General features: G+C 75.3%; 8 protein-coding genes. 2 read left to right on the top strand and 6 right to left on the bottom strand.

All coding sequences use genetic code 11. The features are described from left to right. The 3 genes from ABT023_RS28355 to ABT023_RS28345 all read right to left on the bottom strand — a co-directional run. Positions 1-1,107: ABC transporter transmembrane domain-containing protein (locus ABT023_RS28355; protein WP_350889670.1), on the bottom strand; the 1,107-nt coding region annotated here is incomplete at its 3' end. Positions 1,108-1,163: 56 nt separating this feature from the next. After that, a complete protein-coding gene (locus tag ABT023_RS28350) occupies positions 1,164-2,240 on the bottom strand; it encodes an NYN domain-containing protein (protein ID WP_350889669.1) in 1,077 nt (358 codons plus the stop codon). Between the two features lie 79 nt (positions 2,241-2,319). Continuing rightward, positions 2,320-4,380, bottom strand: a complete 2,061-nt coding sequence (locus tag ABT023_RS28345; protein WP_350889668.1) for a putative bifunctional diguanylate cyclase/phosphodiesterase — start codon at positions 4,378-4,380, stop codon at positions 2,320-2,322. Between the two features lie 246 nt (positions 4,381-4,626). Here ABT023_RS28345 and ABT023_RS28340 point away from each other — a divergent pair, with 246 nt between their 5' ends. Continuing rightward, a complete protein-coding gene (locus ABT023_RS28340) occupies positions 4,627-6,165 on the top strand; it encodes a class I SAM-dependent methyltransferase (protein WP_350889667.1) in 1,539 nt (512 codons plus the stop codon). 326 nt (positions 6,166-6,491) lie between these two features. Then, entirely contained in the window at positions 6,492-8,612 is a 2,121-nt protein-coding gene (locus tag ABT023_RS28335) for a cellulose binding domain-containing protein (RefSeq protein WP_350889666.1), read from the top strand. 116 nt (positions 8,613-8,728) lie between these two features. On the opposite strand, the gene ABT023_RS28330 is transcribed toward ABT023_RS28335, so the two are convergent. The 3 genes from ABT023_RS28330 to ABT023_RS28320 all read right to left on the bottom strand — a co-directional run. Next, complete coding sequence (locus ABT023_RS28330) at positions 8,729-9,664, bottom strand: NAD-dependent epimerase/dehydratase family protein (RefSeq protein WP_350889665.1); 936 nt, start codon at positions 9,662-9,664, stop codon at positions 8,729-8,731. Further along, the gene (locus ABT023_RS28325) at positions 9,661-10,797 is read right to left on the bottom strand and encodes a cytochrome P450 family protein (RefSeq protein ID WP_350889664.1); all 1,137 of its coding nucleotides are present in this window, start codon (positions 10,795-10,797) and stop codon (positions 9,661-9,663) included. The genes ABT023_RS28330 and ABT023_RS28325 overlap by 4 nt, the downstream gene beginning before the upstream one ends. Next, positions 10,790-11,933 (bottom strand): class I adenylate-forming enzyme family protein (locus ABT023_RS28320; RefSeq protein WP_350889663.1); only part of this gene is annotated, 1,144 nt, incomplete at its 5' end. The genes ABT023_RS28325 and ABT023_RS28320, both read right to left, overlap by 8 nt.

The following is an 11,933-nucleotide window of genomic DNA, read 5'->3' as shown; positions in this document are numbered from 1 at the left end:
GGCCGGGGCGGTGAGCCCGGTGGCCGGGTCGTGCAGGTCGCCGGGCCGGCCCGGGGCGGCCGGCTGGCACGGCTGGCGCGGCGCGGCGAACTGGCGCGGGCCGCCGGCGTCGTCGGGGACCAGGGTGAGCAGGGCGACGATCCGGCCGGCGGCGACCCGGCCCCGAATCAGCTCATAGCCGCCCTCCAGCAGGAACCAGACCGGCACGATGAGGGTCGCCACGTAGCCGTAGACGGCGACCAGCTGCCCGATGGTGATGTCGCCGGTCACCGCCATCCGGGCGGCGAGCCACACCACGGCCGCGAGGAACAGCCCCGGGATGGCGACCGCCAGCGCGTCGATCCAGCTGTTGACGGCCCCGACCCGGTAGCCCTCGGCCAGCAGGCGCCGGGACCGGGTGGCGTACCGGCGGGCGAACAGGCCCCGGCCGCCGACCCCGGCGAGGACCCGAAGCCCGGCCACGATGTCGCCGGCCTGGGTGGTGAGCTCGCCCTGCTGCTGCCGGTAGACCGACTCGGCCCGTTCGAGGCGGCGCAGCAGCGGCCCGACGACGAGCGCGATCGCCGGCACGCCCAGCAGCACGCACACCGCGAGCAGCGGGGACACCGACCACAGCACGACGGCGATGACCGCGTACGCGACGATCGCGCCCACCCCCGGCCCGGTCAGCGTCAGCACCTGCGAGGTGTGGCTGATGTCGGAGCCGCCGACGGTGGCGACCTCCCCGGCGGCGAGCCGGCGCGGCAGCACCGCGCCGATCCGGGCGAGCTGGCGCAGCAGGACCGCCGCCGAGCGGGCCGTCGCGTCCTCCCGGACGAAGGTCATCGTGCGGTGCCGCATGATGCCGAGCCACGCCAGGCCCACGCCCGCGAGGACGATCGCCGCGACCCAGAGCAGCAGGGCGGCATCGTCGCCGGCGCGCAGCCCGTCGTCGACAGCGCGGGAGATCAGGTACGGCCGGACCGACAGCCCGATCATCCAGGCCGTGCCGAACAGGCTGCCGCGCAGCACCCGCCAGGGCTGGCAGCGGACCAGCCACCACATGTACCTCAGCGGCCCCCTCGTGTCCGGTACACCGGGATCGGGGTGGGGAATCTGCGGCGGCACCCGCCCACGCTACCGACCGACTCCGCTACGTGCAGGCCCTTTTCGGCGCGGCGCGGTCAGGTGGTCGGTGTGGTGAGAAGATAGTCGTCCGCCTCTGAACTCCACTCCAGATGGACCGCGCCGCTGGTGGCGGCAGCCTTGCAGAACTGGAGGAAGCTGCGGTAGCCGAGCTTCTTCTCGCTGAAGTCGGGCCGGACCCGGCGGAGCTGGTTCTTCAGCCCGGACAGGGCCACCTCGCCGTCGTCGCCGGCCAGGTCCTGCACCACGGAACGCACCAGCGCGAACGCCACCTCCCGGTCGCCGTGCTCGGGCAGGGACACCTCCGGGTCGCCCTTGGCCGGGCCCTCCGCCAGCTCGATCACCGTGTGCGCGGCGAGGTGCCGCAGCAGCTCGCCGAAGGTCCGGAACCCGTAGTCGGACTCGCTGAAGGTCGGGTCCTTGCGCAGCAGGGTGCGCTTGAGCGTCGAGGCGGTCACCTCGCCGCCGGAGCTGCCCTGGAGGCCGGCCACCGTCTGGGCCACCAGGACGGAGAGGGTGTCGACGTCGCGCACGGGCTCCTCGACCGCCGGCTGGGGCTCGGATTCCTGCTCCGCCGGCTGCGGCTCCGGGCTGGGCAGCCGCGCCGGGCGGTTGCGCTTGGCCCGGGCCGGCGGGACGTCGACGCCCTCGAGGCGGTCGTAGTAGAGGAACTCGTCACACGCGGGCGGCAGCAGCGCCGAGGTGGACTTCTCCACGCCCACGCCGATGACGCGTTTGTTCAGCTCGCGCAGCTTGTGCACCAGCGGGGTGAAGTCGCTGTCACCGGTGCAGATCACGAACGTCGAGACGTACGCGCGCTCGAAGGCCAGCTCGACGGCGTCGACGGCCATCTTGATGTCGGCGGCGTTCTTGCGGGAGGCGCCCATCCGCTGGGGCATCTCGATGAGCTCGACGTGGGACCGGGTGAGCATCCGGCGGTCCTCGTCGAAGTACGACCAGTCGGCGTACGCCCGCCGCACGACCACCCGACCGCGCTCGGCGAGGGCGTCGGCGATGGGACGCAGGTCGAACGCCATGCCGCCGAGGTGTTCGCGGGCCCCCAGGGCGAGGTTCTCGTAGTCGAGGAAAAGGGCGATCCGGTCTTCTTGATCCACGGGTCCAGCCTACGCCGGGCACCCGGCCCACCAGCGGGTACGCGCCGCGAACCGCCATCGCGTGCGGGGCTCGCCGCCGTCAACGCCGCCCTCGCCGGCTGCCGCGGTCAGGTCCCGGCGGGGCGACCCGTGTCCGGTCCGAATGTCGTGCCACGGCGTCGGCCGGGGCGCGGACCTGTCCCTCGTCGCGGACCGAGCCGAGCAGGATGTCCAGCGGGACCGGGCGTCCCAGGTGGAAGCCCTGGCCGGCGTCGACACCCAGCCGGCGCAGCGCGGGCACCAGCGGTTCACGGTCGACCGACTCGGCGACCGTGTGCATGCCCAGCCCGTGCGCGGCGCGGACGACCGCGTCGATGAGGACGGGGTCGGCTCCGCCCCGGTCGGCCTGGTGGACGAAGTCACCGGCGATCTTCACGGTGCTGAACGGCAGGTGCTTGAGGTAGGTGAAGGACCCGAACCCGGCGCCGAAGTCGTCCAGGCTCAGCCGGCAGCCGGCGTTGCGCAGCGTACGGGCCAGGTTGCGGACCGCCGCCACGTTGGTGATCGCCGCCGTCTCGGTCACCTCCAGGCCCAGCCGGCCAGCCTCGACGCCGGCCGCGCGCAGCCGCTCCACCACCCAGTCGCCGAAGCCCGGTGACTCCATCGAGCGGGCGGAGATGTTGACGTCGAAGCACATCCCGGCCGCCACGGCCCACCGATCGGCCAGCGCCGACGTGGCGGTGGCCACCACCCACCGGTCGAGCTCGCCGATCAGGTCGTCGCGTTCCACCGTGGGCAGGAAGTCGGCCGGGGGCAGCGGCGGCTGCCGGCCGTCGCGCAGCCGGATGAGCAGTTCGTGGCTGACCACCTCGCCGGTCAGCAGGTCGACGATCGGCTGGGCGTCGAGTTGCATCCGGTGCTCGTCGAGGGCGGTGCGGACCCGGGTGACCACGTTGACCCGCTGCACCGCGTGCCGGTACTGCTCCGGGAGGTACAGCCGGGCCCGGTTGCGGCCGGCGTTCTTCGCCTCGTACAGGGCGAGGTCGGCGTGGGCGAGCACCATGTCCCGGCTGTCGCCGGGCCGCAGCGAGGCGGCCCCGATGCTCAGGGTGACCCGCAGCCCGGCATCGGTCAGCGGCACCGGGGTGCCCACAGCGGCGTTGCACAGGCTTTCCGCGACGGCGAGGGCGTCGCCGGCCGAGGCGTCGGGCAGCACGACCGCGAACTCGTCGCCACCCAACCGGCCCAGCACCGTGCCGGGCGGCAGGTGGTGGGCGAGCAGCCGGGCCAGCACCCGCAGCACGTCGTCGCCCACGCCGTGCCCGTGCACGTCGTTGATGTCCTTGAAGTTGTCGATGTCGATCAGCAGCAGCGCGCCGGACGGGTCGCCGCCCGGGACCAGCAGGTCGTCGAGGCGGGCGAGCAGGGCGCGGCGGTTCGGCAGGTCGGTCAGCGGGTCGTGCTCGGCCAGCCGGGTCAGCTCGTCCTGGGCCCGGCGCCTCTCGGTGATGTCGTGGGCGGTGCCCAGGACGCGCGCCGGGGCGCCGGCCCGGTCGGTGAAGACCTCGCCGTAGCACTCGAAGACGCGCAACGTCTCGCGGTCTGCGAGGTACATCCGGTGGGTGAACGAGAACGGCGCCCCGGTGCGCAGCGCGGTCTCCAGGGTCCGCTCGATCAGGGCCGCGTCGTCGGGGTGCAACAGCTTCCGGTACGACGGGTAGTCCAGCGCGGTGCCCGGCGGGAAGCCGACCATCTGCAGCAGCACGTCGGACCAGACGATCTCGCCGGTCGACACGTCCCACTCCCAGCTGCCCACCTTGGCGAGCTGCTCGATGTGGGCCAGGCGCCAGCGGTGGTTACGCCCCTGTTCGCGCTCCCGGCGCTCGGCGGTGACATCGCGCACCTCGTACAGGCGCAGGCACTGCCCTTCGTGGTGTATGCCCTGGCAGTGCACCTGGAGCCAGCGGGCGGGGCCGGCGGGGTCGGGCCAGGGGGCCTCGACGGCCGGGCCGCCCGGCTCCACCTGGGTCACCGGCAGGTCCTCCGGCCGGACCCCCAACCGCCGCGCGGCCCCGTTCGACCACAGGCACCGGCCGTCGGGGCCGAGGACCATCAGGGCGGTGGGGGCGGCGTCGGCGGCGGCGGCGGGCAGAGTCCTCACCTGGTGGCCACCCCATCCCTTGCCCCGTCACGGCATCCGGATGGCACCAGCACACGGTGATCCGGCCGCGACGCGGAGTCTACCCACGGTCGTGAGCCAGGTGCTCGCCGCGCTCACAGGTGACCGGTGGGTACGCGACGCCGCACGCGGGCTGGTCGGTGGGCCGGGGCATCCGCGCCGACTGAGTGGTCAGGCAGGGCGACCCCTGCGCGAAGGTGCCCGACCGGCATCGGCTAGGAACATCACATGCCGCGCTACCTGCTCTTTCCCGGCCGCCACCATCTGTTGACCCGCTTCCAGGCGGAGTACCTGCGCCAGCTCGCCGGCGACGGGGACGGGGACGGGGACGGGGACGGGGCCACCGTGGTCTGGGCGGTCACCTCGGCCAACCACGAGAACACCCGGCGCAACCCGGTCCCCTATCACCGTCGGGAGGCGGCGATCGAGCGGTTCAGCGTCCTCGCCGGGCTCCGCTCGGTGGTCGTCCCGGTCTTCGACACCGCCGTGACGGACCGGTTCGCCGAGGTGACCCTGAAGAACGTGGCGGCGGCCACCGGTTCGGAGCTGACTCCGGCGGACACGGTGGTCGCCTGCTCCACCCCTGAGGTGGCCGCGATGTACGAGCGGCTCGGCTTCCCCATCGCCGGGGTGGAGGCCGACGTCGCGCCGGTGCCCGCCCGGCCGTGGGACGTACTCCTGCGGCTGGCCGACGGCGACCCGTCGTGGCGGGACCTCGCCCACCCCGCGACGATCGACGTGTATGCCCGTTACCGCCTCGACGACCTGGTGCGGGCGGTGGTCAACGACCCCGTCGTCGGCGACGAGGGCGGCCTGACCCCCACCCGCGACTACCGGACGTACGCCGAGGCGTTCGCCGACGCCGCGCAGCGCAAGTGGGCGGCGGTGCGCGAGCTCGTCCGGCCGGGGCGGATCGTGGACATCGGCTGCGGCGCCGGCGCAGTGCTGGAGTTGGCCGACCGGGAGCCGGCCCTGCGGGAGAGCGACCTGATCGGCGTCGAGGTGGCCCGGCACCTGTTCGAGGAGTGTGTGCACAAGAAGGCACAGGGCTTCTTCACCAACCCCAACGTCTTCTTCTACCGCCGCAACGTGCTCGGCGGCGCGGTGTTCGCGCCGCGCTCGGTGGACACCACGATGACCTTCGCGCTGACCCACGAGATCTGGTCGTACGGCGACAGGATGGCCTCGCTGCGCCGGTTCGTGCAGGCCATCTACGACCACACCGTGCCCGGCGGGGTATGGATCAACAGCGACGTGTGCGGGCCGGACGGCCAGGACCGGACGGTGCGACTGCGCCTGGCGACGGCGGACGGCACGAACCCGGCCCGGCCGCGCACCGACCTGGCGTCCCTGCCGCCGTCGGAGGCGGCGGCCCACGTCGCCGGGCTGTCGACGCGGGCCCGACTGGATCAGTTCGCGGTCGACTGGCGGTTCCCGTTCGCGTACCGGCCGGTGGCGGACCCGGCCGGGGCGGTGGTGGAACTGACGCTGGGCGCGGCGATGGACTTCCTGACCCGCAAGGACTACACCGACAACTGGCTGTCGGAGACCCAGGAGCAGTTCTGCGGCCTGGAGTACGCCGACTGGAAGGCGCTGCTGGCCGACGTCGGCTTCGAGGTCGGCCCCGCCGGCGGGCCGTACCGCAACGACTGGATCGCCACCAATCGCCTCGACCCGGTCGCCGCCCTGTCCACCCCGGACGGCCAGCCGCTGGACTGGCCGGTCACTCACGTCCTCCTGATCGCCCGCCGCCCGGTCAACACCTGACCCGGCCGGCCACCCGGCGATCCCGGGGACGACGCCGGACCGGGTCGGGAACGGGAACATCCCGGGCCGAAAGCGTCCGGGCGGGCTTGAGCTGTCCGGTACCGCCGTGAGATTCTGATGCGTCGATCAGTCGCCGCGCGGGGCTGACAGTCGTCCGATGGGCAACCGGGGCCAGCACGGCCTGCGGGGGACGGCGGCAACTGCGATGACCACCGGGCAGTCCGTCCACGAGTCCGCCCGCCGCCGCCCCGGCGCACCCGCAGGTGCGAGCCACCCGTCACCGGCAACGGGCGAGTCTCCGTCGTACCCCACGAAGGAACTCCACCATGCAGAAACCGATCAGCCCTTGGCGCCCCGCGCAGTCCCCGCCGTCGCGCCCGGCCCGGTCCGCCCGTCGCCGCTGGCCGGCCCTCGCCGCGAGCCTGCTGCTCGTCGCGGCGGTGTCGGCCACGGTCAGCCCGCCGAGCGTCAGCGCGGCGACCAGCCCGGTCGCCGTCACCGTCAACGCGCGGGCGGGACTGGCGACCGTGCCGGACACCGCGCTCGGCGTCAACCACGCCATCTGGGACCAGAACCTGGGCACCGACGAGACGTCGGACCTGCTGCGCGACGCCGGTGTGAAGATGCTGCGGTACCCGGGCGGCTCGTACGCCGACATCTACCACTGGAAGAACCACACCGCCCCCGGCGGGTACGTCGCCCCGAACACCGACTTCGACACGTTCATGGCCGGGGCCCGGCGGGTCGGCGCCCAGCCGATGATCATCGCGAACTACGGCACCGGCACGCCGGCCGAGGCCGCCGACTGGGTGCGGTACGCCAACGTCACCAAGGGCTACGGCGCGAAGTTCTGGACGGTCGGCAACGAGAACTACGGCAACGGCCACTACGGGGCGGCCTGGGAGGCCGACGACCACCCTGACAAGAGCGCCACCCAGTACGCCCGGCTGGTCGTCGACTACGCCGACGCGATGAAGGCGGTCGACCCCACCATCAAGGTCGGCGCGGTGCTCACCATGCCGGGGAACTGGCCGGACGGCATCACCGCCGGCAGCGACCCGGGTCCGTGGAACTCCACGGTGCTCTCCCTCGCCGGGCCGAAGATCGACTTCGTCGACGTGCACTGGTACCCGGGCGGCAGCGCCGCCGAGTCGCTGGAGCGTACCGGCCACATCGACGACGCGGCCCACCTGCTGCGGCAGCAGATCGCCCGGTACGCCGGGCCGAACTCGGGACGCATCGGCATCAGCTTCACCGAGATGAACGTCGACACGGGGCGGACCACCCAGCCGGCCGCGCTGTTCCTCGCCGACGCCTACAGCGACCTGCTGGAGAACGGGGTCTTCACGGTGCAGTGGTGGAACGTGCACAACGGCATCGGCACGGTCTCGCAGGTGGCGGGGCACACCGACTACGGCGACTTCGGCATCCTCTCCAGCGGGGGCTGCACCGCCGACGGGTCGGTCTGCGAGCCGCCGCTGAACACGCCGTTCGCGCCGTACCACGGGCTGTCCATGATGAACCTGTTCGTCCGGGCCGGCGACCAGCTCGTCCGCGCCGGCACCGACGAGCCGCTGGTCACCGCGCACGCCGCGCGCCGGGCCAACGGGGACCTCGCGGTGCTGCTGGTCAACAAGGACCCGGACAACGAGCACCCGGTCACCATCGACTACGCCGGGTTCACCCCGTCGGGCGCCGCGCCGACGGTGCACACCCACACCAACGGCGCCACCGCCATCGCCACCGGCCAGTCGGGCAGCGCGACCAGCCGGGTCCTGCCGCCGTACTCGCTGACCACGCTCGTGCTGCGCCCGGCCGGCGCGGTCACCGGGCAGCCCGGCGCGCCGGGCCAGCCCACCGCCACCGCCGTCACCGACCGGGGCGCGACCATCTCCTGGCCCGCGGCCACCCCGGGCCGCAGCCCGATCGCCAAGTACGAGGTGTACCGGCAGAACGGTGCGGTCAGCGAGCAGCTCGGCGAGACCTCGGCGACCTCGCTCACGGTCGGCAACCTCGTCCCCGGCGGCAGGTACACGGTCAACGTGCTGACCCGGGACACCGCCGGCCGGGTCTCCTGGTCCTCACCGCCGCTCACCTTCACCACCGGCAGCCCCGCCACCAGTTCGTGCGGTGTCCGCCTGACCGACACCTCGAACTGGGGCAACGGCTACGTCGGCGCCGTCGACATCGTCAACAACGGGGCCGCCCCGATCAACGGCTGGACGCTCACCTGGACCTGGCCCACCACCTGGCAGCAGGTGAACAGCGGCTGGAGCGCGAACTGGGAGCAGGTGGGTCGGACCGTCCGGGTCACCAACACCGCCGACAACCGGCAGATCGCCGGCGGCGGGGGCAGCACGAGCGCCGGCTTCGTCGGCTCGTACGGCGGCCCGAACGTCCCGCCGACCGCGTTCACCCTCAACGGCGTCGTCTGCACCGTGCTGTGACGTCGCCCGCGACGGGGCCGGGCGGAAGCTGACCCGCCGCGCCCTCGACCGTCACCGCCGGCGGGGTCCTCCCGGCCTCGCCGGCGGCCGGTCCGGCCGGCCCGGCGGGTGCCCGGTCACCTTTCCGCGCGCGGCTGCGGCGGCCCGAGCCGGGCCAGGTGGTCGGCAAAGCTCCGGCGGGGCCGGTAGCCCCGCGCGCGGGCCCGGCCGATGTCGAGCACCATGTCCCGGGCGAGCTGGTCGACGGCGTACCGGGTCAGCACCGGCGTGCGGCGGGTCAGCCTCGACCACGCGGTCGCCGCCGTCGCGGCGGCCCCGGCCAGCCCCACCGGCAGGTGCGCGAGCCGCGCCGGGGCGCCCGTCGCGGCGAGCGCCGCGCACAGCACGGCGTCCCGCGAGTACGGCCGATCGTCGGCGATGTTGTACGGCCCGGCCGGCCACCCGGTCGCCGTCAAACAGGCGTCCACCAGGTTCTCCACGGCGGTGAGGCTGATCCGGACGTCCGGGCCGGGCACCGGCAGCCACCCGCCCCGGCGGGCCCGAAGCAGCCGGGGCAGCAGGTGCGGGTCGCCGGGCCCGTACACGGCGCGGGGGCGCAGCACGACGGCCCCGGCCGCCAGCGCGAGCCGCTCCCCGGCGGCCTTGGTGCGCCCGTACGCGGAGAGCTGCCCGTCGACCGGGTGGTCCTCGGTGACCAGGGTCGCTCCCCCGGGCCGGTAGACGCTGGCGCTGCTCACCCAGACCACCGGGCACTCCCTGGCGGCGTCGAGCAGCCGGGCGGTGCCGTCCACGTTGACCGCCCGGTAGGCGCGCTCGGCCGCCGGGCCGGGCACCGGGTCGCCGACGGCCGCGGCGAGGTGGATGACCAGGTCGGCCCCGGCGAGGTCGGGCACGGCGCGACCGGCGTCCCACGGCACGTGCCGGCCGACCGGGCCGGGGCGCCGGCCGAGGCAGCGCACCCGGGCCCCGGCAGCCGCGGCGGCCCGCGCCACGGCGGCCCCGCAGAAGCCGCTCGCGCCGGTGACCACCACCTCGGCCCCGGTGAGGTTCACCGGCCGGCCCTGATCACCAGTCGCGCCCAGCCGGGCAGCGTCGCGCGCCCGTCGGCGCGGGCCCGCACCACGACCGGCCGGTACGGCGCCAGGGCGGCGAGGGTGTCGGCGAGCTGCGCGCGGGCCAGCCGGGCCCCCGGACAGGAGTGCGCGCCGGCGCCGAAGACCAGCCGGGCGGTCCGGGCCGGCGCCGGGGCGGCGCAGTCCGGCCCGGTGCGGTGCGCCCCGGCGGCATGCCGGGCGACCAGCAGCAGCCGGTCCCCGGCCCGGACCGGGCAGCCGGCCACGGTCGCGGCCCCGGCGGCGACCCGGGGCAGCACCGGGCTCGGCGCGGTGACCCGCAACAGCTCGTCGACCAGGACGTCCCGGCTGCCGGCGGCGTCGGCCCGGTCCCACAGCCGGTCGTCGGCGCACCAGGCGACCGCGCGCGGGATGCCGGACACGGTCGTGTTCACCGCGGCGAGCGCCAGCATGCCGGCCAGGCCGGCGTGCTCCGGCGGCAGGTCGAGCAGCTCGGCCAGGTCGGCGACGGCCCGGCGGGCGGCGCGGGCCCGCCCGGGTGGGCGCGGGCCGGGGAGCTGCTCGGCGGCGGTCGTGGCGGCGGCGTGGCGGGCCGCCTCGGCCAGCGCGACCGGGTCGGCGTCCACCCCGAGCAGCGCCGCCGTGGTGGCGCCGGCCAGCTCGGCGACCACCGGCACCAGGTCCACCGGTTCGCCTGCGCCCAGCGGGGCCAGCCGCCGCAGGAGCACCGCCGTCCAGACCGGACGCAGCCGGGCCACCCCGGCGGGGCCGAGGCCGTCGGTGAGGGCGCGGCGAGCCTGCCGGTGCTCGGGGCCCTGCTGGTCGAACAGGAGTCCGTCGGTGCCGAGGCGGTGGGCGGTGCCGCCCACGGTACCGGCGGCGGCCCGGTCCAGGGGCGTCCCGGTGAGCGCGTCGAGGTAGCCGTCCGGGTCGTGCACCACCAGCGTCCGCCCAAGCCGCACCACCGGCCAGCGTCGGGTCGCCGCGAGCAGGGTGAACAGCACCGGGTACCGCCGCAGATAGACCCGGCGGTCCCGGCGTCGTCCCCGGCTCGGTGCCGGTCGCCGCCGGTCCGCGTCCCCGGTGCGGACTCCGCACTGCTGCTCAGCCACGGGGGCGACCGCCCGCCGGGGCACGCCGGCCGGTCGCGGCGGCGGCGAGGACGGCCGCGGCGGCCCGGTCCGGCTTGCGGGAACGGCCCTTGGTCGGCACCGGGGCGAAGACCAGCGAGTCGGGCCGGGCGGCGCCCATCCCTGCCACGACCTGGTCGAGGGCCCGGCGCAACCGCCGCGGATCGACGCCCGGCTCGGGCTCGACGACGGCGACGAGCCGTTCGTCGCCGTCCTCGGCCGGCACGCCGACCAGCACCGCCAGGTTGACCCCGGAGACGTGCAGGGCCGGCTCGTACAGGCCGGGGTAGATGTTCTCCGCGCCGCGCAGGATCATGTCCTTGCTCCGCCCGCCGAGGACGACCCGGCCACCGTCGAGCCGGGCGACGTCGCCGGTGTCCACCCAGTCGTGCGGGGCCTCGCCCAGGTAGCGGTGCGCCTGGCCGGGGCCGGTGAGCAGCAGCCGCCCGTCCGGCTCGACCCGGGTCCGCACGCCCGGCAGCGGCGCCCCGACGAGGTCCCCCTCGCCGGTGAAGACGGCCTTCTCGCCGGCCTCGACGGCGGCGGCCGGGAAGAGTTCGGTCAGCGCGTACACCCCCCACGCCTGCTCGGCGCCGGCCCGCCGGACGCGGTCGAGCAGGGCGGCGCTCACCGGCGCCGAGCCGCTGTAGAACCGGCCGGACAGCCGGGGCCGCAGGGCCAGCAGCGCCCGCAGCTGGGGCGGGGTGAGGTAGCTGGCCTGCGGGCGCAGCCGGGCCACCTGCCGGGCGAGCACCCGGGGCGACCGGGCCGGCAGGGCGACGGGGGCGCCACTGGCCAGGGCGGGCACCAGGACGAAGAACATGCCGCCGAGCACCGGCTCGTCGGGTAGCGGCCGGACCAGGTCCGCGACGGCGCGCATCCCGGCGTCCAGCCCGGCCCGTCGGTGGACCACCGCCCGAGGGCTGCTGGTCGTGCCCGAGGTGAAGATGACGACGGCGTCGCCGTCCTGCCCGGTGCGGTCGGGCACCGGCCCCGACCGGGGGTGCAGCGCCGGGGCGCAGCCGGGCAGCCGACCGCCCACGGTACGGACCGGGCCCAGCTCGGCCAGCCGGGGCAGGGCCAGCTGGGCCCGGCCGGCCAGCGGTCGCGCCCACCCG

Origin of the sequence: Micromonospora sp. NPDC002296 (assembly GCF_040296145.1) — a bacterium.
In the GTDB taxonomy this organism is placed as follows: Bacteria; Actinomycetota; Actinomycetes; order Mycobacteriales; family Micromonosporaceae; genus Micromonospora.
The sequence above is the reverse complement of the archived record's forward strand: the minus strand, read 5'-3'. Positions and strand labels throughout refer to the sequence as shown.

Coding starts and splice junctions, on each gene's coding strand:
- ABT023_RS28340 (WP_350889667.1), top strand. CDS start 4,627: ATGCCGCGCTACCTGCTCTTTCCCGGCCGCCACCATCTGTTGACCCGC.
- ABT023_RS28335 (WP_350889666.1), top strand. CDS start 6,492: ATGCAGAAACCGATCAGCCCTTGGCGCCCCGCGCAGTCCCCGCCGTCG.